General features: G+C 41.3%; 19 protein-coding genes and 1 pseudogene. 6 read left to right on the top strand and 14 right to left on the bottom strand.

Features of this window, described 5'->3' with window-relative positions:
* The 5 genes from VB733_RS22735 to VB733_RS22715 form a co-directional block, all read left to right on the top strand.
* Positions 1 to 1,689: hypothetical protein (locus tag VB733_RS22735; protein WP_323342328.1), on the top strand; the 1,689-nt coding region annotated here is incomplete at its 5' end.
* Positions 1,690 to 1,807: 118 nt separating this feature from the next.
* Positions 1,808 to 2,833, top strand: coding sequence for a hypothetical protein (locus tag VB733_RS22730; protein WP_323342327.1), 1,026 nt, complete (start codon positions 1,808 to 1,810; stop codon positions 2,831 to 2,833).
* A 443-nt stretch (positions 2,834 to 3,276) separates the two neighbouring features.
* Entirely contained in the window at positions 3,277 to 4,647 is a 1,371-nt protein-coding gene (gene mobV, locus VB733_RS22725) for a MobV family relaxase (protein ID WP_323342326.1), read from the top strand.
* Positions 4,638 to 5,156: a toprim domain-containing protein gene (locus tag VB733_RS22720; protein WP_323342325.1), complete on the top strand. Its 519-nt coding sequence runs from the start codon at positions 4,638 to 4,640 to the stop codon at positions 5,154 to 5,156. The genes mobV and VB733_RS22720 overlap by 10 nt, the downstream gene beginning before the upstream one ends.
* A gap of 177 nt (positions 5,157 to 5,333) precedes the next feature.
* Positions 5,334 to 5,663 carry a hypothetical protein gene (locus tag VB733_RS22715; RefSeq protein ID WP_323342324.1) on the top strand — a complete coding sequence of 110 codons (330 nt, stop codon included), beginning with the start codon at positions 5,334 to 5,336 and terminating at the stop codon, positions 5,661 to 5,663.
* Between the two features lie 516 nt (positions 5,664 to 6,179).
* On the opposite strand, the gene VB733_RS22710 is transcribed toward VB733_RS22715, so the two are convergent.
* From VB733_RS22710 to VB733_RS22665, 10 genes are all read right to left on the bottom strand, one after another.
* A complete protein-coding gene (locus VB733_RS22710; protein ID WP_323342329.1) occupies positions 6,180 to 6,572 on the bottom strand; it encodes a C-terminal helicase domain-containing protein in 393 nt (130 codons plus the stop codon).
* A 66-nt stretch (positions 6,573 to 6,638) separates the two neighbouring features.
* Positions 6,639 to 9,260, bottom strand: coding sequence for a superfamily I DNA/RNA helicase (locus tag VB733_RS22705; protein WP_323342323.1), 2,622 nt, complete (start codon positions 9,258 to 9,260; stop codon positions 6,639 to 6,641).
* Between the two features lie 266 nt (positions 9,261 to 9,526).
* Positions 9,527 to 9,916 carry a type II toxin-antitoxin system VapC family toxin gene (locus tag VB733_RS22700; protein ID WP_323342322.1) on the bottom strand — a complete coding sequence of 130 codons (390 nt, stop codon included), beginning with the start codon at positions 9,914 to 9,916 and terminating at the stop codon, positions 9,527 to 9,529.
* Positions 9,913 to 10,152, bottom strand: coding sequence for a hypothetical protein (locus tag VB733_RS22695; RefSeq protein WP_323342321.1), 240 nt, complete (start codon positions 10,150 to 10,152; stop codon positions 9,913 to 9,915). The genes VB733_RS22700 and VB733_RS22695 overlap by 4 nt, the downstream gene beginning before the upstream one ends.
* A 194-nt stretch (positions 10,153 to 10,346) precedes the next feature.
* On the bottom strand, positions 10,347 to 11,588 hold the full coding sequence (locus tag VB733_RS22690) for a ParB/RepB/Spo0J family partition protein (RefSeq protein ID WP_323342320.1): 1,242 nt from the start codon (positions 11,586 to 11,588) through the stop codon (positions 10,347 to 10,349).
* A complete protein-coding gene (locus tag VB733_RS22685) occupies positions 11,585 to 12,340 on the bottom strand; it encodes a ParA family protein (RefSeq protein ID WP_323342319.1) in 756 nt (251 codons plus the stop codon). The genes VB733_RS22690 and VB733_RS22685 overlap by 4 nt, the downstream gene beginning before the upstream one ends.
* Before the next feature lie 351 nt (positions 12,341 to 12,691).
* Positions 12,692 to 13,075 (bottom strand): type II toxin-antitoxin system VapC family toxin, encoded by a 384-nt coding sequence (locus VB733_RS22680; protein ID WP_323342318.1) that lies wholly within the window; start codon positions 13,073 to 13,075, stop codon positions 12,692 to 12,694.
* Positions 13,072 to 13,269, bottom strand: coding sequence for a hypothetical protein (locus tag VB733_RS22675; protein WP_323342317.1), 198 nt, complete (start codon positions 13,267 to 13,269; stop codon positions 13,072 to 13,074). The genes VB733_RS22680 and VB733_RS22675 overlap by 4 nt, the downstream gene beginning before the upstream one ends.
* A gap of 153 nt (positions 13,270 to 13,422) precedes the next feature.
* Positions 13,423 to 13,662: a hypothetical protein gene (locus VB733_RS22670; protein ID WP_323342316.1), complete on the bottom strand. Its 240-nt coding sequence runs from the start codon at positions 13,660 to 13,662 to the stop codon at positions 13,423 to 13,425.
* A gap of 123 nt (positions 13,663 to 13,785) precedes the next feature.
* Positions 13,786 to 14,019, bottom strand: coding sequence for a hypothetical protein (locus tag VB733_RS22665; RefSeq protein ID WP_323342315.1), 234 nt, complete (start codon positions 14,017 to 14,019; stop codon positions 13,786 to 13,788).
* Between the two features lie 199 nt (positions 14,020 to 14,218).
* On the opposite strand from VB733_RS22665, the gene VB733_RS22660 reads away from it, so the two are divergent.
* Complete coding sequence (locus VB733_RS22660; protein ID WP_323342314.1) at positions 14,219 to 16,900, top strand: serine/threonine-protein kinase; 2,682 nt, start codon at positions 14,219 to 14,221, stop codon at positions 16,898 to 16,900.
* Between the two features lie 210 nt (positions 16,901 to 17,110).
* Here VB733_RS22660 and VB733_RS22655 read toward each other — a convergent pair whose 3' ends face one another.
* The 4 genes and pseudogenes from VB733_RS22655 to VB733_RS22640 form a co-directional block, all read right to left on the bottom strand.
* Positions 17,111 to 17,446, bottom strand: a complete 336-nt coding sequence (locus tag VB733_RS22655) for a XisI protein (protein ID WP_323342313.1) — start codon at positions 17,444 to 17,446, stop codon at positions 17,111 to 17,113.
* A complete protein-coding gene (locus VB733_RS22650) occupies positions 17,434 to 17,847 on the bottom strand; it encodes a XisH family protein (RefSeq protein WP_323342312.1) in 414 nt (137 codons plus the stop codon). Before VB733_RS22650 ends, VB733_RS22655 begins: the two co-directional genes overlap by 13 nt.
* A gap of 75 nt (positions 17,848 to 17,922) precedes the next feature.
* On the bottom strand, positions 17,923 to 18,216 hold the full coding sequence (locus VB733_RS22645) for a type II toxin-antitoxin system HicB family antitoxin (RefSeq protein WP_323342311.1): 294 nt from the start codon (positions 18,214 to 18,216) through the stop codon (positions 17,923 to 17,925).
* A 143-nt stretch (positions 18,217 to 18,359) separates the two neighbouring features.
* Positions 18,360 to 21,473, bottom strand: a pseudogene (locus VB733_RS22640) (hypothetical protein); the annotation flags it as partial.

The following is a 21,473-nucleotide window of genomic DNA, read 5'->3' as shown; positions in this document are numbered from 1 at the left end:
ACCCATATAAACGAAAATTTGCGTATTTGTCAAAATCAGATATTACTTTTACGTGAAAAGGTGAACCATCGAGATGGTCTTTCTCACGAGAAGGAATGCCCTACTTGTGGCAGTCATTTGGACAACGAGGAGATACAGATACGACTTGCACAAGAATATCGGTCTTGGCAAGAAGAAATCTCAAAATTGGAATGGCATGAAGAGAGCATAAATAGCCAGCTAAAGCTCAAACAGAAAGAGAAATCCACAACTGAGAATACTATTAAAGAAGCACAAATAGTTACTCGTGATGCAGAGCTAAAACTTGCTAGTGCTAACACTAAGCTACAAACTCTTGAAGCTACTCTGGTGAAACAAAGACAAATTGTTGATCTTGCTCAAAAAGAAGCTGGCGTTTGGGCTGAGATGCTGGATGAATTACCCGATTTAGAAATAGAGTGGCATAACCTCAAAACAGCACCAGAACAAAAGCAAAAACTCTCGGAAGCTCGAATCCTTAAGAATAGCATTGATCAGACTATTAATAGCTGTAAAAAGGAATTGGAAAAATTACCGATCATTTCGGGTGAGCAACGACAATATCTTAAAATAGAAGTTGAAAATATCGTACTATTAGTTACTCAGTTTCAGAATGAAAAGGAAACTATAGAAGTTGAATTTCAAAAAGCTAAATCTAAGAGCGAAGCATTAGAAAAGCAGAAGAGAGAAATAGATAGCAATATTAACTTGGCTCAAAATAAATTAAGTGATCTACAGCTTCGTCAACAAAAAGCAGAATATGAGGTGGAACAACAGACAAAAGCACTCCCTCAAAATTGGTCGCTTCACCCAGCTTGTATTAACCAAGAGGAATTAGAAAAACTCCAGGAAGAATTAGCTAATTTAAATAAGTCTGAAACAGAAGAGAATCAACTACGTGAGGCACAAAATCGAGTTAATCAGCTTGCTGGGGCTATCAATACACTTAAAGATCAACTTGAGAAGATACCAGAGGAACATCGTCGTTCTGTGGATGAATTTCAGGCTGAACTAGATGTAATTAATACAGAACTACAACAGACTGAGGAGAAACTCAATGTAGAAAGACAAAAACTGACTGAGATGAAAAATCAAAGACAAAAATATGAGGAACAACAAGAAAAACTCAATGAAGCTAAAAAGGAACTAAGCTATTATGAACGCCTAGTAGATGCCTTTGGTAATAAGGGATTACAAGCTAAGATTATTCAAAAAGCCCAGGAAGCAATCAAAGTCAATGCCAATAATACTTTAGCACATCTCAGTAACGGTACATGGCAAATTGACCTGAAAGAAAACGCGGAACAAACAGAGTTAGATATTCTAGCGCGGGATTTGAGTCAGCCTAATACTCCTTTGCGGCAGTTTGAGTATTTGAGTAGTGGCGAAAAGTTTTTGGTTGCTGTTAGTTTAGCTGTCGCAATTGGTCAATCGATTTACGGAGGGCGGACTGTAGATACCTTAGTAATTGATGAAGGATTCGGAAATCTAGATAAAGTTAAACGTCCGCTAATGGTTAGCGAATTATCTCGTTTGAGCCAAGATGTTTTGCGAGGAGGTAGGGTGATTGTCGTTTCACATCAAGAAGATGTTTGTGAGGAATTTGGAAGTAAATATCGTATTTATAGAGATGCTAATAATCATGCAAAAATAGAATTTTCTACCCTATAAAATTGATATTTTATTCTCAGGAGTTACTGATTGTAGTAAGGTAAACATTGATGAATAAATATCCTAATAAATAGGAGATTTATTTTTTAATTGTTTTAGAGAGTAGAGCTAAATTGGTATGCTCATTGTTGCTGGTATCAGTCTGAAGGGAATCAAACCTCGCGTGTGGGATAAAAACTCTCCTTATTATCTTCCACAATTGCGAGCAGTTATGGTTTCCTACGCCGAATTTCATCAAAGACCCGTGCTTCGACGTAAAGTTATGGAGCAAGGTCTTAGAGAATATCTTGGCATCCCAGAAGAAGTAAAGCTTTACCTTGACAATGGAGCGTTCTACTTTATTACCCGTGGTGGGAAAGTAGTAACAAACGACTATGAAGAATTTGTTCAAGGTGCTAAACCTGACTGGTGTCCAATTCCTCAAGATTTTATCCCCACTCCAAAAATGTCATTGTCTGAGCAAAAACAATGCTTTACTCGGACAATGAAAATGAATATTGCTTATAAAGATAATCAATTTATTCCTGTTATTCACGTTAGTAATTTTTTAGAAGAATATGTTGTAAAAATTAAGAAAAATAAGGCACTGAGACAAAAAACAGGTATTGCATTGGGTGGCATTGTTCCCAACTTACTACGCGCACCAAAAGCTATACCTCACCAAAAAATCATGGATAATCTTCAACACGTTCGAGAAGAATTTAAAGACAAAAAGCTCCATGTATTTGGTATAGGTGGTACCGCAACATTACACATAGCAGCATTATTCGGAATTAACTCTGTAGATTCTAGTGGATGGCGAAACCGAGCTGCTCGTGGAATAATACAGTTGCCTGGAACTGGGGAGCGAATTGTAGCTCAATTGGGGAAATGGAAAGGTCGTCAACTCAGCCAAGACGAGTTAAAGCAGTTAGAAGAATGTCAATGTCCAGCTTGCAAAATGCATGGTGTTGATGGTCTTCGAGAAAATGGAGCCGCAGGTTTTTGGAATCGCGCCACCCATAACTTATGGACACTTTTGGAAGAAGCGCCGTTGATTGAAGAAAATTTAGTTGCTGGTACTTATAAAGACTGGTATGTGACGCATTTGGATAACACTATTTATCGTCCTTTAATTGAGCAGATTGTTGGGAAAAGATTTTAAGTTATTCCATCCTAATCTGATAGAGGAAATATTATGCTTTGAAAATAGAATGTCCAAAAAGAACAGGATATAATATACCTCACAAAAAGCCGGAGAATATATGCTTCATATATTTTTTCGAGTTTATGCTATTTTCAAAAAGTGATTTAGTTGAGGGTTTTATCTCTGTTTTAATAAATTAAAATAGATGCCACGCAATTCAAAACTAATTAATAGTGTTTGGATTGCAATACTCCTTCCATACCCCAAAATATTTCCCCTAAGACCACGCGCTCCGCCTACCGCAAAAAGCCATTTCGGGCAGCTTCGTTATAATCGAAGTGAACTCACTTTACTTCCACGCCCCTACGGGGTGCCTGCGGCATCTATCGCTATCGCTCTAGACATGGAAGTAAGTTCGCCCTGCGGGGCATATTCCTAAATTATTGGTGGGGGGTTTTTCAATGACCGCAAAAGCGATTATGCGCGTTGGGAAATTAAAAAGTTTGGGGAGTGTGGGCGGCAGCGAAAAACATACTGCCCGTCTTCAAGATACACCAAATGCTGACCCCTATAAAGAAAATATTCGGCTGATTGGCGATAACGATGACCCCGAATTAGAAAAAATTGTTTTAGACAAAATATCTGACAATACTAAACATAAGCCCCGTAAAGATGCAGTGCTGTGCAGCGAAATATTTCTCTCGGCATCTCCTGAATATTTTCGTCCCCATGACCCGTCGATGGCTGGGAAATGGGATGATTCTTTGATGTGGAATTTTGCGTCGGCTTCTAAAAAATGGCTGCAAGACAATTTTGGCGATAAATACGTTCGCGCTGAATTACATTTGGATGAATCTACTCCCCACATCCACGCTTATATAGTTCCCCTCAACGACAAAACCAAACAATTAAGCCACAAAGCGATGTTTGGGGGTGATGGACGGCAAGCCAGTATTAAATTATCTAAGTTTCAAGATTCTTATGCTAAGGCACTCGCACCTTTGGGAATTGAACGTGGGGTAAAGGGGTCACAAGCTACTCACACCAAGGTGAAGGAATATTATGAGGCAGTACATAAAGAACCTTTGACCCTGGAATTGGACAGATTGGCTCCAAAACAGGGGGAGACTGCACAGCAATTATTTGAACGCATTAAAAAAGACCCGGCAATTCAAACCATCAATCACCAACTGGCAGATAGAAGCAGGATGATTGGGTTAGAAAAACGAGCATCAAGGAGTGCGATCGCGTCTGAGAAATTACGCTCTGAGTTAGAAAACCGTGTCGAGGAACTGGAGTCCGAGAACTTTTACTGGAAGCAGCAAGCCGACCAATTAAGGGATTTACCCCTGGAGGATGTGGCTTGGCATTTGGGGTTAGATAAAGCCGATAAGGGAGAGAACCGTTGGAAGGGGTTGGGGCAAGTTATCAATATTACTGGTTCTAAATGGTACGACTTTACGGCGGAAAGAGGGGGAGGTGGGGCTATTGATTTGGTGATGCACGTTGCGGGGTGTAATTTTCGCCAATCTTTAGCCTGGTTGTGCGATCGCTTTGGAGAGGAGGGAATGTTGCGTGCTTCTAGAGCAAAAGTAGAAGAACAAGCGATTAAAATTGTGGCTACTGAACCCACACCGCAGTTTGTACCTCCCTTGGAGGATGCCTCTAAGTGGCTTAATGTCAAGAATTATTTGACCAACGCGAGGGGATTGCCGGAAAATTTTGTCGATGGTCTTCATTCCAAGGGATGGCTTTATGCCGACGAGCAGCAAAACGCTGTTTTTACTATGCGCGACTTCCGGTATCCAAGCCTGAGCCAAGGATGGGCATAGAGCGATCGCTTTCTACGGGTGCGATATCGGGGGATTCCGCAGCTACGACTGGGGCATTTTTGCGGGGGACACAGGGGGAAGATAATACTTTTATGGGATATGCATCGGGTACGAAGCGAACTGAGGGGTGGTTTTATTTCCACTTTGGGGGTAAAGCTACGGATGAGGTAGAAAAAGTCGTTGTTTGTAAATCTGCGATCGATGCTATTTCTTGTTGTGCCTTATCTTTGGCGGTAAGTTCGGGCGTACCTCAAACGCGAATGATGTTTTTGGCGGTGGATAGTCCTAAAAGTCTGCCGTTGGATTTTCTCAAAGATATTACGAATATTACTGTTGCTTGCGATAACGACTCGGTGGGACGTTCTACGGCACAAGCCATTAAAGAATTACTGCCGCAAACTATTGTAAAGCAACCCAAAACATCTGATTGGAACACGGAATTGTTGGAGTATGAGCAGCAAAATTTGATGCGAATGAAGGACGCAGAAAAGAAAAAAATCGGGGATTAGAACGCTAGTAAACTAACGTGAAAAAGCCGCACTATGGAAATTACAATACAGAATTTATCAATAAACAACTGCATCTTTTGGTAATGGTAATCGATTGGACGAGCAAAGGTTATGAAACACCAGTATATTTAGGATGAGACTACTATTTAGATAACAAAAATAACGGCACAAGTTAGCATGGATATTAAAGAAGAACTTCTCCAAGAAATTGAATCCTCTCCAGATGTTCTCCTAGCTGAAACGCTAGACTTTTTACGTTTTATCAAGACAAAAACAAGGTCAGAGGAAGCACCTCACGATTCCTCACCAAAAGATGATCGTACCAATGAGGGTAGTCACTCCCTGCCACAAGAGAGCAAAACTAAGCCTGAAATAAAGGAAGCAACACCAATTCTTAGAGGTTCAAAAGCAGAAGATTTGTTAAAATTTGCGGGAACTTGGCAAGGGAATGACTTTGAAGAGTGCTTGCAGCTTGTTTACGAAACCAGTTCCCAGGCAGAATTTTAGCAATGTATCTCCTAGACATAGACACAAATCTTCAAGCCTCACTATTTTGGTTTCTACTACTATTAACATGGAGGAGTTTTCCGCGACTGGAAAACGCTTCGCTAAATCGGGCGGGGGTTGGTACTGCTCCAAAAATCCCTCGTGAGGCGACACATTTAATCATGGCAGCGCCAACCCCTCCGCTTCGCCCCCCGATTTTTCCCAGTTGCTAGGCTAACTGTAGGGCTAATATATATTGTCAATGGGCTTTGTCCTGCCGTAAGCAATGGCGCAAGCACCACCGCAGATAATAGACTTGTTGCGAATTAAGCTAAAAAAGTGGCTAAAACCCTTGTGAATCAAGATGTTCAGCGATTTAATATCGAAAACGGACGTAAACCTTATGTTGTAAGCTTTTCAGCCGTTTAAAATTTTATTACGCAACAAGTCTAATAATAAAGCTTCACCATAGATAACGTAAACACACACCGTAGGCGATCGCAAATATTGAAACAGGTTCATTCAAGGTTTTTACGATCAGCTTCGCTGCGCTTCATGCGATCGCATTTCCCCATGTCTAAGAATATGTTCGACTAACCGCTTGGTTTCGCCACCTGCCAATTCTAGTTCTCTGAGATTGCCCACCAAAACAAACAATTCTCTTGCCCTACTAACGGCGGTATTTAGGAGATTAGGCTTGCGGTTAAGGAACCAAAAACTATCGTCTTTATGGCACTGGTAAGCGGAAAAAATAATGGCTGTTTTCTCTCCACCCTGGAAAGTGTGAACCGTGCCAATATCATCCCAGGAAAAGTTTCGCCAGCGATTCGTGAGTCGATACCTTAGCGCGTTGGCTTGCTGGGAAAATGGAGACATTACCCCAATTGTCTTGGATTTATCAGCAGCGTCAAGGTCATAACCTTGCTGAATTAAAGATGCGATCGCAGTTTCGACGACATCGATTTCTTCGGGATTGGTGTGGTTGATGTGGCTTCCCTAAACGTGGTAAGCCAACAGGTGTTTGACTGTCGAAATTTCATCATAATTGGAAAGGATTTGCAAACCACCGGGATAGTTGGGGCTGCAAAACTGGATAATGGGTGGGGTGCAACGGTAGTGATTTCTGAGGATAATGCCGTTACCTAAGTCCCCTTCTGTACCGCTAGAACCAGCAGCACGATGGTAAGCGGTGGCTGTGTATTTGGCGGTGGGAGCATAGCGATAGTAGTCTTCGTTCCCCATGCCCATATCCAGAAAGGCGGTTTTCAAATATTGTTTGATGCTATCGTCGCAAAGGTTGACAATTGGCTCAATTTGTTGCGGGTCGCCAGCGACTACTGCCTGTTGCGATCGCACTAGCAAGGGAAATAATTGATGTACGAGTGTTGTACCTGCTTCATCCACCAGTACCAGTTTCACGCTATTGGGATGGAGAGTTGGCAGCATGTTGCGTATCGATTGCAGGCTGGAACTAATGATGGGAAAAATTAAGCTTAAGTCGCGGTAGATGGCATCCCCGTCTGTTTCCAGTTTGAGCAATGCATCCCCGTCCCCCGTCAAGACGCTACCATAGGTTTCTAATGCTCGAATAACGCTATCTTTGCGTCGGAGAACTTCTTGTTGAAGAAATGCCCAGGCATGTTGGAATAGTGATAGTTGCAATAGGTGGTAGTCGCGGTAAAAACTACTGTACCAATCATCTTGGGGGTAATTGTCAAGTTGATTTTGAATTTGTTTTTGGATTTTTTGATAATCTACTTGTTTGAATTCTAATTGCTTGTTTAATGCTGTTAGTTTGGTTTGAATATTAGTGACTTCCTGATTGAGATTTTGCCATTGTTGTGAGAAATCTAGTTTTTGCTGAACCTCCATCTGGGCTGTAGTTAAGCTCAAGCGGTCAAGGGGTATTTGAAAGGGATGAGAGGAAGCCAAAGTGTTTAAAACAGCAGCATTTGTCCGATTTGCTAGACGCTTAAAAACTAGCTTGTCGGTTGTAAAATTAATCAAGTTATAGGCACGTTTGGCGATGGAGTCGGATTCTTTTGGTAGTTCCCGTTCTGCTTGGGATAATCCCTCTTTTATTTGCTGGTAAGCAGATATGGGAAAGTTTGCGTAATCTTTCAAACGCGATCGCTCCTCTATTCGTGCTTGTAACTCGGAATTATTTGCCACAATATCGTTATTGAGGGATTGAATTTCTATATCGAGTTGCTCTAGCCGTTCTGCATCGATGATTTTTTGACTGTTATTAAAGCGGTTTTGCTCTATTAATTGTTGAATTTCGTTTTCTGCTTGCAGTAGTTCTAGTTTGGCTTGTGACCAAGACTCTTGATTAAATTCGGTATTTAGTAGCCAGTCTTGGGTTGATTGCAATTTTGGTAGGGTTTCTCTACGGATAATACTTTGGTTTCCACCAGGAAGATAAAACTGTTGGCGATTGAGTTCGATCTGATTTTCTGGATTGTGCTTTTTTGTGAAAGCTTTTGTCGAATTTTCTGTGAAAACCTCTATCGAACCCTCTTTATCACGTTTTGTAGAAACCTGTGTTGAAACCTCTTTAGATAATTCGCCTGGAATTATGGTAGGAGATTCGGCAGCAAAGTCGCCAGTTAACCGAGACAGAAATTTTTGAATAGCGCTATTGTTGGTACTGGCAAAGAGAATTAAGTTATTTCCATCATCCTCACCACGAACAAGTCGTAATGCTCGATTCACTACTTGCTGTGCTACCAGGTGCAGAAACACTTCTGTTTTTCCAGTTCCCGGTGGTCCGCAGACGGCAGTTAGTAAATTCTCTTGGGTGTGTTTGAGGACAGAGGCTTGATATTCATCGGGAGTATGGGAAGGAAAAGCTTCCAAAAACATTATTTCATGTTGGGGCGATACCTGCGGTGGTAAACTACGCGGTTTTCCAAAAAGGTATTGCATTGCGGGGTGAATCTCTGTTAGCCAGTTGCAAGGATGGGGTGTTTCTTGAATTTGCTGTAGGATTCCTTGCAGGTCGAGTTTGAGCAGGGCATTATAGGGAGTAAAGTCGCAGCGCAGTAAATAAGGTTGGCGAAAAGTTTTATATTTTCCTTCTGGTAAGTCTACCAATTCGATAAAATCTCGCAGGGTTGCAAATCTTCCTTTAAAAGTGTCTTCTAAAAATTTCAATATTCCCGACGCGACTATCAATGATTCAGCTTGCTCTTCCTCTAGCCCGTATAGCCGCATCAAATTAACAACAACTGGCTGAAACTCGTATTCGGTCAAGTCCCAACCAGTTTTGCGATAATTGCCTTTGAATATGGGAGAAATATCAACCGTGAATAGAGGTAGATATTTCAGCTTTTGTTCCTTCCCCTTTCCCTGAATTAGATAGATTTGCGGGAATGCGATCGCTATTTGAAAATCATTAGCTCTTCCCCTCTTGGCTGCGGCTTGTTGCTGTTGCTGGATTTGTTTAAACACCTCGCGATCCAACATTAGCTTATTACCAACAAGCTGCACTCCCTTATCTAAAACTTTTGGATAAACATCCGACCCCCGCTCGACTTCAGCTTGAGTCAGTTCTTCTAACCTGATATACGCTAACCAGGCTTGTATTATCTGGGTAAATTTTTCCAACTCTAGCATGGGATTAAAAGGGGAACGACTGTACTAACTGGCACTCTCCCCTAACTTAATCTTTTTTCTCGTTTGTCGGCAATATCCCAGAGTAATAAACAGTTTTCTACGAAATTTTTAACATTTATATATAGTTGTCAATAATGTTGCGATTAATACAATGAGTGCATACTGTAAATAGCTATTTACAGTATGCGGTCTTATTAACCATATCTGCTAATAATGTTATCTGGTTTATCTTCTTTTCTCCTATATAAGTAAGCCAGAAGGAGTATCTATGACAGTGTTTCTACGCCAGAATAATTAAGGATTTTCCCATCAACAGTTAACAAAGAACACCCATAATTTCTGGCTGTAGCTACAATAATTTGGTCAAAAGGGTCGCTATGAAATCCACTTAATTGAGTTGAATCTACTACTATCGGCAGGGTCAAATTTAATAATTGCACTCCGGGATAAGCCAAAGCTGCTTCCAGCCATTCATTAACTGAGCAAGAAAAAACAAGTCGATTTTTTTCTACTAATTTGGCGACTTCCCAACAAGAAACAATACTTACTCCCAAGCCTTGAGATTGATATTCCTCTATATATTCCCGATGTTTCTTAGTTAATCGCTCGCTACCATCAACCCACCAAACCCAGATATGCGTGTCAAGTACAATCATTGCAAAACTTCCCAATCTTCCAAAGCGACTGGGGAAGTGGGGTCATCGTAACGGACTACTTTCCCATGCAGGGGATAAAGGTCTGTTTCTGGTTGATTAGGTGATGCAACAGTCTGCTGTGGAACTTTTCCTTCGAGAATAATCACCTCCACAGTATCCCCTGCATGAAAAGGTAAGTCCCGCAGTATTAAAGTTCCATCTTCAGCTAAAACAGCTTCTACTTTGTGAGCATTCATCCTGTTACTCCTGTTTTTTTATGGAGAGGGAGAAGAAAATCAAATACGTTCCTCTATTTATTATGAAGCTTTGACATAGATAACGAAGAGTAATTCCCAAGCTTCACATAAAAATAAACGACCAGGACACCCAGAGTTAAAGCTTCTTTGTTCTAGTAATAAGACAATAAAACTGTATCTGGTTATAGTCCCGCTTACCCTTCGTTTGTCAGAGCCTCCAATTGGATAAGCAATTTTTCTACCTGTTTGCGTTTCTTGGGGTCTGACCAAATCGGTGATTTTCTCAGCTTGGTAGTCGCCACAGTAAAACGCTCTTTGTAGTCGTTCGACTCTGTTTTTTGGGTGGGATTTGGAGTTTTATTATCGCTGATATATTGCTTGATTTCGCTTAAAGACCAGTTTTGGTTAATGGCTTGGTCTAAAAAGGCAACTCGCTCCGAAGTATCTTGAATAGTTGCGATCGCTCTCGCTTTGGTGTATTCAATTGAACCTTTTCGTAGCGCTTCAAGAATATCTTCTGGAAGGTTTAACAAGGGTAAGCGGTTATTGGCGAAGGATTCCCAGGTCATTAAGCCCAAGCCGTCAAATACCTCTTCAACTATTTTCAGGTCTGGATTTACTGCGTTTGATGAGCCATCATGCTTGTTATTTTTGTCTTTGCCAATAATGTTATTGGAAGCCAGCAAATTACCATCTTCATTCTTTCCAATAACGTTATTGGAAGATTTTTCTAAGTTCTTCTTTTCATCTTTGACGGTACTATCGCCCGCATCCAAACCATCGGTTTCGTTTTTTCCAATAACGTTATTGGCAGCGCCTAATTCTCCTTCGTTATCCTTGATAATAACGTTGTTGTCAGCATCTAATTTTCCTTCCTTATTCTTATTATTGGAAGTGCCATCCGAAGGTGATTTCTGTTTTCCAATAACGTTATTGGAAGACTTGCTTGCTGCTTTGCGGTCGTGTTGCAAACGGCGCAGTAATGGCGGAATTTCGTTAATGCTGCGATTGAGTTTGAGGGCTAGCAGTTGCAGGATACCTTCCGTTTCATCGACTGGGTTAAGGTCTTCTCGCAATAGGTTTTCTATTAGTGCCAGTTGAAAAGCGGCGTTGTCATCTAATTCTCTGATGACGACGGGGACTTCTTTTAATCCAATTTCCTTGGCAGCACGATAGCGGCGCTCTCCTGCTACTAATTCGTGTTTTTCTCCATCGATAAGACGCACCAATAGCGGTTGGAGAATACCATGCTGTTTGATGGATTCGGTTAGCTGCTTTAATGCTTCTGAGTCGAAATAACGACGAGGTTGGGTTGGTGGCAGATGAATCTGGTCTAATGGGATGGTCTGGGAAGAATCGGCATTATTGATGCCTGTGGTGTCCCAAGGAACTTCAATTTTACTTTTGAGGGGTTGGCTGGCTTTTGTGCGTCTCATGTTAAGGATTCTAAGCTAACGGCTATTTTTTTGAGGATTTCAACGGATGGATGCTTGGGTTCGTACACTGCTAGGGGCATTCGCTCTTCTGAGGCATCAACAAACGCTGTGGAGCGAGGAATCGGGGAAAAGACTGTTCCGGCGCTGGCTAGTTGTTCGGTGATGGCTGCGAGGGTGCGAGTGTCCTGGGAGTTACGGGCATCGTATTTTGTCGGTACAAAGCCGGCTATTTGTAGTTTGCGGTTGGGTTTGTTGCGGACTGTCGCCACGGTTTTTAATAGTTCGCTCGTGCCCTCAAAGGCTTTGAAATGGGTTTCTAAAGGTACGAGAACGTGGGTGGCGGCGACAAGGGAAATGTAAGAAAGCAGTCCCAAGCTGGGAGGGCAATCTATCAAGATAAAATCGTAATCTGATTCAATTGGTTCGATGGCTTCTTTGAGGCGGAAATCCCGCATGGAAGCACTTACCAATTGCATTTCTGCCGTACTGAGGGAAATATTGGCAGGGGCTAAATCCATACCGTGAATTCCCTCATGAATTGGCAAGGGTTGTTCCTCCACAATGGCATTGTGCACGGTTTGCTCTAAATCTCTCGGAACCAAGCCCATAAATATAGTTAAGCTGGCTTGGGGGTCGATGTCGATGAGCAGGACGCGATGACCTAGTTGTGCTAGGTGGTAGCCCAGGTTTTGGGTGAGTGTGGTTTTGGCAACACCTCCCGCCTGGTTGAAGACTGCGATGATTCGGCTCATAAGTTTGTTTGCCTGCCCCGTTACCATTAAAGATAACTGGGGATGGGAAAATTGGTGCTGGTTATTTTACTGACTTGCCACATCCCTTGAAAAGTCAGATTTATTTTCGGGATGGGGTTATTGTTTTTACTAAAATCTTGATGACGATATAGGTTAGCACATTGTGGAGAAAAGCTGAACGAATTGTCATCAAAAAAGTGATACTTAGGTTGAGATATGCACAAGCATCATGAAATATTTAAATACTCATTGCGCCTACAAGTCAGTCAACACGGCAAAAATAATTATCTAGCTTAGGCTATACTGCACTGCTTTTATTTCTTACCTTTCTTACGTTGTGTTCAATTTTCCCTAATCTGAAAACGGATTTTCAACTTTGAGTCCATCAATTCCTTTAAAATCACTAACATTTCTTGTAACTAAAAATGCATCTTGATTTAGCGCAGTTGCCGCAATAATTGCATCGGGGAGTTTAATTTTATATCGTCGTTTTAACTGGATTGTCTGGTCTTCAATTTCTCGCGATAATGGAACCGAGCTAAACTGCGAAAGTAAATCTTCGATCGCTTGTTCCTCATGCTCTGATAAGCCGGAAAAACTCAGCAATTCAATACGGACAATCGGCGAAGTTAAAATATCATGTAAATTCAAAAAATCTTCTGCAAACAATGAATCAACTATTGCCTCACCAGCAAGATAGTAGATGAAAATATTTGTATCATAAAGATATCTCATTCATCCCACTCCTGGCGAAGAGTGTCTAAATGAGTAAGAATTGCTTCTTTCTTATCCTTTAAAATTCCTTTGGCTTTAGTAATTTTTTCGTAATCCCTTTTCCAGTGTAGAAGCATTGACTCTGGTACATCTACTGTAATTGAATCTTCATCCTGAGATACAAGATAGTGTCTTGGTATTTTGATTAGTGGCACAGTATTCTCTCCCAAATATCCATAATTATAAGGGAATAAAACAGTGATGGTTGTTAGATATTAGATACCTGATTGTGCGATCGACAAGATTGTAATCGGGTGAAGCTATATCCCTGGAGCGCAACAGAATATTAGTATCTAATAGATAATTGGTCATACTTCATCATCGTAGATATTTTCTCGCCGCAGAGCTTCATCAGAAAGGTTGGCATAGCTTTTTGGTGCTGTATCTATCCATTCCTGCCAAAGCAATAATCTCTCTTCTGGTGTTTGAGGTTTACTGGTTTGTAACGTTAAATGCTTGTTACTAAGCTTCTCTTGAAAAAGTTTTTGCTCTTCGGGGGAGAGGTTTAATACCGCTTCTACCAAGGAGTTTACAAGTTGTACATTCATGGCTTTCTATGCGATTTTCTTTTGTCACGCTATGCGATGGCGACAGGTACTCCTACAAAATATCGCCCGCCTTGTTATATTTCCACAAAGAATACTTTTATTAATTTCTATTTCAATAATTGCTCACTCGCCATAAATATTTTCGCGCAGACTAGCTTCAGCAGGTAAGCTTACACTACTTTTGGGAAATTGGGCGAGCCATTGACGAAATTGTTCGGCTTTCTCGATTGGTGTCAATTTTTTGTGAGTTGCTTTCTCTAGCTGTCTGGTGTGGAGTCTGGATTGAAAAAGTTTCTGGTCTTCGGGGGAGAGGTTTAGTACCACTTCTACCAGGGAGTTAATAAGTTGTACATTCATGCTTGTGTATGGGATTTATTCTTTATGGCGCTATGCAAACACAACAGGTTCTCTTACAGAATATCGACTTATTATAATTCTATTATTTTCTAGCCATGCAAACATACCCAAGCATCCATGCAAGTAAAAAATGGGCGAACCGGGAGATAACACTGGAAACGTGTCAAAATAAATATCAGTAAAATTACAGTCTTGACCAATGGTGTGGAATCCAGGACAACATTTATTTGGTAGTCGCTACACAATCAAGAGAAAATTGGGTGAGGGTGGGATTGGTATTACCTATCTCGCTAAAAATCGCAGTGGTGAGTTGCGAGTCATCAAAACCCTGAGAGAACAAATCCTCAATCATCCCCAATGGATACCTCATCAAGATAAGTTACGCCATGACTTCCGGGATGAAGCGTTGCGACTATCTTTGTGTCGCCATCCTCATATTGTGCAGGTAGAAAATGTCTTTGATGAGGAAAATTTGCCATGTATGGCAATGGAGTACATCGAAGGGGAAGATTTGGGGAAGCGAATCACCAACAAAGGAGCGTTACCGGAAGGGGAAGCACTGGAATATATTCGGCAAATTGGGGAAGCTTTGATATTGGTTCATGACAAAGGCTTGCTGCATCGGGATTTGAAGCCGAGTAATATTATGATGCGTGCGGGTAAGCCGGAAGCCGTGCTAATTGACTTTGGGCTGGCGAGACAATTTATTTCTGGTGCAGTTCAACAGCATACACAGAGTCTTACCCCTGGTTACGCACCTCCAGAACAATATGCACCCGTCGAACAACGGGGAGAATATATTGATGTTTACGCCTTAGCGGCTACATTATATTCTTTAGTGACTGGACAATTGCCCATGCCAGCACCAGCTAGACTGCAAAATTTTACGCTACCAGCACCCAAGGAATTGAATGGTAATGTTAGTGACAGGGTGAATGAGGCAATTATTAAAGGGATGGAGTTAAATTATCAGTTGCGTCCCCAGTCGGTTCGGGAGTGGTTGGATTTGTTGGGTACAAGTCCCATACCATCAACACAACCAGTAATATACTCTCCCAATACATCTACATATTGGGAATGCGTCCACGATATTTTGGGGATTTCTACAGGATTGGGGTCGCATAAAAGAATAGCCTTTAGCCCCAAGGAAGATATTTTAGCAAGTGTGGCAGGTTCTGTTATTCACTTATTGTCATCAACTACAGGTCAACTTATCCGTACCCTAACTGGTCATTGGAATAGTGTTGAGTGCATAACTTTTAGCAATGATGGGCAAATGCTCGCTAGTAGTAGTGATGACAAAACTATCAAATTGTGGTCAGTGGCAACAGGGAAAGAAATTTGCACCTTCACAGATGATCCTTCTGACCCAGTTTATTCCTTAGCCTTCAGTAGTGATGGGCAAATGCTCGCGAGTGCTGGTTTGGATATGGATAGTGGTAAATTGTGGTCGGTGACAACAGGTAGAGAAATTCGCACGCTGAATGGTTATTCTGGGTATCGCTACATTAGTTCGGTAGCCTTTGGTAGTGATGGGCAAATCCTAGCTATTAGTAGTGAGAATAAAACTATAAAGCTGTGGTCGGCAACAACAGGGAAAGAAATCTCCACATTTACTGGTCATTCTAGAGATGTTTATTCACAAACTATCAGTATTGATAGGCAGATGTTAGCTAGTGGCAGTCGGGACAAAACTATCAAACTGTGGTCAGTGGCAACAGGAAAAGAAATTCATACCCTTACTGGTCATTCCAGAATATTTGGAATAGTTGAGTGCATAACTTTTAGCAATGATGGGCAAATGGTGGCTAGTGGCAGTCGGGACAAAACTATCAAATTGTGGTCAGTGACGACAGGGAAAGAAATTCGTACCCTTACTGGTCATCGCGACTTCGTTAATTCCGTCACTTTTAGTAGAGATGGACAAATGCTAGCTAGTAGTAGTTATGACAAAACTATCAAATTATGGTCAGTGACAAGAGGTAGAGAAATTCGCACTCTCACTGGTCATACTGGCTGGGTTCATTCCATAGTCATGAGCAATGATGGGCAAACGCTGGTTAGTGGGAGTCATGGTAGAACTATTAAAATATCACCAACAACGGGCAAAAAAGAAACTAACACTCTCTCTGATTACTACTATGTAGGTCAGCCTTTGTCATTAGCGATTAGTAGTGATGGGCAAATGCTAGCCAATGGTAGTTTTGACAAAGAGATAAAGCTGTGGTCAGCGACAACAGGAAAATGGATTTGCAACCTCACTGGTGGTCATTCTCATGTTCTCTCAGTAGCCTTTAGTGGTGATGGGCAAATGCTAGCCAGTGGTAGTTGGGATGGGAGCATCATACTTTGGGATATTTCAAAAACCTGGCTAAAAACGATAAGAGGTATAAAAATTGGCAGACTCACTAGTCACCCTTACAAAGTTAAATGTGTAACTTTTAGCAATGATGGGCAAATCCTGGCTAGTGGTAGTCAGGACGAAACTATCAAACTGTGGTCGGTGACAACAGGGGAAGAAATTCGCACTCTCGCTGGTCATTCCGAGTCTGTTAATTCCGTCGCCATCAGTAGTGATGGGCAAATTTTAGCTAGTGGTAGTGACGACAAAACTATTAAACTGTGGTCAATGACAACAGGGAAAGAAATTCACACTCTCACTGGTCATTTCGGTGGGGTTTGGTGTGTAGCCTTCAGTCGTGATGGGCAAATACTCGCTAGTGGTAGTGGGGACAGGACTATCAAATTGTGGGAAGTCTCAACAGGTAAAGAAATTCACAGCCTGACTCATTTTTGTGGAGTTTCATCCATCACCTTTACCCCCGATGGAAATTGGCTAGCTGCGGGAGACAGTGGCGGAAATATCAAAATTTGGCGTTAGCGGAGCTGTGCGATCGCACTTCGCAGCTAGTTGAAAAATAATAGCGATAGCTAACTGAGAGAATGAGAACGATGCAGCTATTCAACAGTGTTTGGATGAGCTAAATTCGGGAAAATCTCGTCCAATTGGTGATTTTATCGAAACAAATGCAGAAAAAATATGACATTTCAGGTTGAGATTCTTTCCATTACCGAAAAATCTATTTTTACCTCAAGCAACACCAAAACCACTCAACTGGCGCATTTTAGGAGTGTGAAAACCAATAACAATATCGGACTTTGGTACTCCCATTTCCAATAACTCGTTAGCAATATCCACTTCCGTTGTATTTTGCTGAATCCAAATTTTCCCATCTTTTATATCTAGATGCATCATACAACCATAAATTCGCGTTTGTTTGTTCCAACCCACGCTAACGATTTGATATCTACCCCGTTCTGTATCAAATATTTGCTCGATTTCAACTTCTCCATAACTCGGCTTATATTGGGAATATTTGATTAATATTTGCTGGACTTTTTCACGATATTCATCTAATTTAGCCATTCCACTATTTCCTCCTTATCAACATCGTAAATAATAATTTTTAAGTTATTTTCACTGACAACTGTTTTAGTAAAAGGCAAATTAAAAAAATCATTATAAACAGCCGAAGGAACTGCCAAATACAAGACTCTCTCCAGTTCTTCTAAGCGTAAAGCTATCCGATAGTTAATAAATTGACCCAGCGCGGTATGGAATTCAGATATTTTAGATGCAGTCACAAAATTTTTAATCTCTACAGCTATTTTCCGCGTATCTTTTTGAGCTGCCAAAAGTTTTTCCAAACCTAAATCTATTTGAATATCAACTCCACCAACACGCAAACTTAATGGGTCATCAGTAATTAACCAACCATCTTTTTCTAATGCAGACCTAACGATATTATGAAATAAATCACGCGCCATAATTCCATATTTTATATATTGCGATCGCGAACCTAACGGCTAAAGCCGTATCGCAAATTTTCAAAATTAAATTTATCACTTAAATTCTTGACGAATTAAAGCTAACTTATCCATAAAATAATCAAATGTTGGGTCATCTGCAAGTATTCCTGCATACTTCATCTGCCAAGTATTTTCACTGTTTTCTACTTCTGAATTTACTTCTATCGAAACAAATTTTCCCCTTGCAAGTTGTGCTTCAAGGGCTGATTTTGCATTAGAAATAGCTTCGGCTTCCGTTGTCCCCTCAACAGTTAAATTCGGCATCCCTACAACCGATGCAATAAAACGATGCTCATTTTGACTGCGAACGAAAACTTGATAACGCATAGAAATTATCTCAATATAAAAATAAATTTTACTCGTTTTAATTACATTCCCATCACAATTTTAGCCAAAGCAATCGGGGGCATCTTCACAGGAAAAGCAAATGCCATAGAAAATTCACGAAATTAATTGCTCGCAGCGCGATGTTAGGAACCCAAACACCCGTAGAAGTCAGGTATCATTTGCTCCAGTTTACGTACCTCGGTAGCCGCTACTTCCTCAAGTAACAGCACCACACACCAACAGCGATCGCAACTCCAACGAGAAATAGTTGCTTTCACCGCTTCCACACCCCCGACAATCGCATCCCTCAACATTTGCAGGCTGGTTTGAATTGGGGTGCTATCTCCATCGTGAGGTTCGTAATCTCCACCGATTTCATATATGGATGGGGAATTACCGATTGTTTTTGAGGAATTATTCTCTTTAGAAGAATCTATCCGGCTATTTTTGGCAGAATCCACCCCATTATTTTCGGTAGTATTTACCCCTCCCAATGGGGGTTTCCCTATAGCATTAGGGGGGGGGGTCGATACGGGGTCAGGAGGTGGGTCAATCCCATATTGGTTATACTTTCCAGCCTGATTTCGGGCAGCTTCCTCGGCAGCTTGACGGGTACGCTCTTCTTTCAAGGCACGTTTGTTTTGCCGATGCTTAATTACCTGGCTGGCAAATTCCCATTCTTCTTCTGCCAGAGAGAAATGTAAAACCTGTTTGCCCCTAGCACCCTGTTTGCTACTGCTGACTTTCAGCCCCAGTTGTTCCAGCAATGTCGATAACAACCACTTTGGTCCACCGCATTTTTCGTGAATGGTAAACCCTAAAATTGACTTGATTTGGCTGGCACATTTGAGGGAAATTTCATACATTCGTACTAATTCCGGGTCGGCTGCGGTCAATTTCTCCCCATCCACCAATCGTCGTAGGATTGAGGTTAAGCCAATCGTGTATCTCGCCAACCAAGTAACCGAATGATTTTTCCAATCGAAGCATAGGGGCAAACGCGATCGCTCCTGGTGGTCTCGTTCTGTGACGATACTTGGTGGCACTGGGTACTGTTTCCCCGTCAAAGGTTCCACAATTGTCCCCTCCGAATCGGCAAGTAAACCTTCGAGAGCTGCGATCGCTTTAATCAATACCCCGTTATTATCTTTTTTGACCAATTCGGGGGTAACTTCCTTAACTCCGTAGGCATCTTTAATGCGGAATTTTTCGCATTGGAAAACCTGTTGGGGTTGGAGATAATCCCTGGCTTTGAGGGTGCGATATTGCTGTAAGGTAATATCCTCAGCCCCAGCAACCGCAGTATAGTGCGCTTCATCTAATTTCCTACCAGCTTCGATGAGTTTCTTCATTTCCTCAATCGAGTCTTCCTCACCAACTGGGATAATTTTGTTACCCATGTCGGTAAGCAAATCTCGCAAATCAGCCCGCAGGTTATTTAGGGATTGGTTACGGGCAGCCTGTAGCTGACAGTAGGCATCGAATGCCCATTCTTTTTCCACACCCCGCTTACCTGTCTCGCGATCGATTTTCATCAGGAATGCAGACAGGGAATTTTTTTCGAGTAAGTCCTCTCGAATTTTAGTGGGGTTGGTTTCTTTGTAACCAAAAGGTGGTCGTGGTGCTACCCAAACGTGGATGGGTACATTGGGACGATAGCGGTATAGTTGCTGACAGCATTCGGTTGCAGTTTGGGATGCACCAAGGAATACTCCAAACACTTCATCGAAGTGATATTCGGGAATATCTACACCAGTTCCCAAGCTGGGGGATGCCAGGAGGACATCAACATTTTTGACTGCGTTGGTGATGTCTTTAATAAATGCAATGTTCTCTTTACTACCGGAGTTGTCGGAGTGTATTGACCAAACACGTAGATTGGCTGGCAATTCGCTGTTTTCTGAAATTAATTCTGAAGTTAATTCTGAAGTTAATGGCGAATTATTTTCCGTCTCTCCTATCGATTTATCTTCAGATAGATTATTGCCTATACTCTCCGTCAATTTGTCATGATTATTTTGATGGGTATCGAGATTTTTTGTTTTGGCAGTGTTTTCGTCGGGTAATAGATTATTGTTTATTTCTCCTGTCGATTCATCGTAATTTATTTGATGAATTAGATTTTCTTTGTTGAGATTATTTTGATTTGTTAATAGATTATTATCTATCTTACTTTTAGAATTGTCGTGATTATTTTGATGATTTTCAAAATTGGTAGCGGAAGGATTTTCCTTCGGTAATAGATGATTACCTATCTTACCTTTGCAATTACCACGATTATTCTGATGGTTGTCAAAATTGGTAGCGGAAGAATTTTGATTTGGTAATAGATTATTACCTATTCCACCTTTGCAATCGCCATGATTATTTTGGTTATTGAGATTTTTCGTTTTAGTATCTCGATCGCAATTTAATTTCTGGCTGTCTTGTACTTTTGTTGTGGCAGAATTTTGATTAGAGACTGTCTCACCAAGAGAAATTCCCTGTTTGTTAAGGAGTTTTTCGCATTTTTTAACAAAACTCTTGGAATCAGAAACCACCATAATTTTCTTCCCAGCCATTATTGCAGCCGAGATTTTGGCAACGATCGCAGAAGGATTATTCCCCTCATACCAATAAACATTGCGATCGCCATTTTTCCAATTATTTTTGACGATAAAAGGTACTTCCCCCTCTGGACGCATTGCCCGGAAAAAGTCCAAGGTAATGTCATCCATATGGGCATCGGCAATAACTACCAGTTTTGCATTATACAGGATATATTCCAGTACATATAAAATGTCTCTCCGGTATTCTTTACAGGTTGAACTGAATAGGAGGTGGGTTAGATATTGGCAAGCCTCGTCAATAAATACACAACCATAGGTTAAGTATTGAGTGTTGAGCTTGTGGAGACTGTCGATCGTGATGCTCAAAGCTGCTACCTTTGTCAATTCTCCCTGTTTGAGTTCGGAATAAATAGCGGTTTGCAGACGATTGGCAAGGTTTTTGAGTAAATTTACCCTGTGCCCGTTATTGAGGAATTTGACATCAGGATTTTGCAGTCGCCACTGTCGCATAAATTCGGTTTTAGCGGTGCCCATATCGCTCCACAAGGCTACTAATCCTGATTGGGGGATAAGTAACTTGTTTTTTGAACGCAACGCACCGTGTTGACCATTTCCTGGGGCAGTTTCGCCAGGTTTATGTCTCCTTCGATGTTTGTCTTGATGCTTGCGACTGTGGAGTTCATGGTTGGGAGAATCGGGAGTATTTTT

Origin of the sequence: Calothrix sp. UHCC 0171 (assembly GCF_034931845.1) — a bacterium.
Classification (GTDB): domain Bacteria; phylum Cyanobacteriota; class Cyanobacteriia; order Cyanobacteriales; family Nostocaceae; genus Brunnivagina.
This window is presented reverse-complemented; position numbering and strand designations above follow the sequence as displayed.

Coding starts and splice junctions, on each gene's coding strand:
- VB733_RS22730 (WP_323342327.1), top strand. CDS start 1,808: ATGCTCATTGTTGCTGGTATCAGTCTGAAGGGAATCAAACCTCGCGTG.
- mobV (WP_323342326.1), top strand. CDS start 3,277: ATGACCGCAAAAGCGATTATGCGCGTTGGGAAATTAAAAAGTTTGGGG.
- VB733_RS22720 (WP_323342325.1), top strand. CDS start 4,638: ATGGGCATAGAGCGATCGCTTTCTACGGGTGCGATATCGGGGGATTCC.
- VB733_RS22715 (WP_323342324.1), top strand. CDS start 5,334: ATGGATATTAAAGAAGAACTTCTCCAAGAAATTGAATCCTCTCCAGAT.
- VB733_RS22705 (WP_323342323.1), bottom strand. CDS start 9,260: ATGCTAGAGTTGGAAAAATTTACCCAGATAATACAAGCCTGGTTAGCG.
- VB733_RS22700 (WP_323342322.1), bottom strand. CDS start 9,916: ATGATTGTACTTGACACGCATATCTGGGTTTGGTGGGTTGATGGTAGC.
- VB733_RS22695 (WP_323342321.1), bottom strand. CDS start 10,152: ATGAATGCTCACAAAGTAGAAGCTGTTTTAGCTGAAGATGGAACTTTA.
- VB733_RS22690 (WP_323342320.1), bottom strand. CDS start 11,588: ATGAGACGCACAAAAGCCAGCCAACCCCTCAAAAGTAAAATTGAAGTT.
- VB733_RS22685 (WP_323342319.1), bottom strand. CDS start 12,340: ATGAGCCGAATCATCGCAGTCTTCAACCAGGCGGGAGGTGTTGCCAAA.
- VB733_RS22680 (WP_323342318.1), bottom strand. CDS start 13,075: ATGAGATATCTTTATGATACAAATATTTTCATCTACTATCTTGCTGGT.
- VB733_RS22670 (WP_323342316.1), bottom strand. CDS start 13,662: ATGAATGTACAACTTGTAAACTCCTTGGTAGAAGCGGTATTAAACCTC.
- VB733_RS22665 (WP_323342315.1), bottom strand. CDS start 14,019: ATGAATGTACAACTTATTAACTCCCTGGTAGAAGTGGTACTAAACCTC.
- VB733_RS22660 (WP_323342314.1), top strand. CDS start 14,219: ATGGTGTGGAATCCAGGACAACATTTATTTGGTAGTCGCTACACAATC.
- VB733_RS22655 (WP_323342313.1), bottom strand. CDS start 17,446: ATGGCTAAATTAGATGAATATCGTGAAAAAGTCCAGCAAATATTAATC.
- VB733_RS22650 (WP_323342312.1), bottom strand. CDS start 17,847: ATGGCGCGTGATTTATTTCATAATATCGTTAGGTCTGCATTAGAAAAA.
- VB733_RS22645 (WP_323342311.1), bottom strand. CDS start 18,216: ATGCGTTATCAAGTTTTCGTTCGCAGTCAAAATGAGCATCGTTTTATT.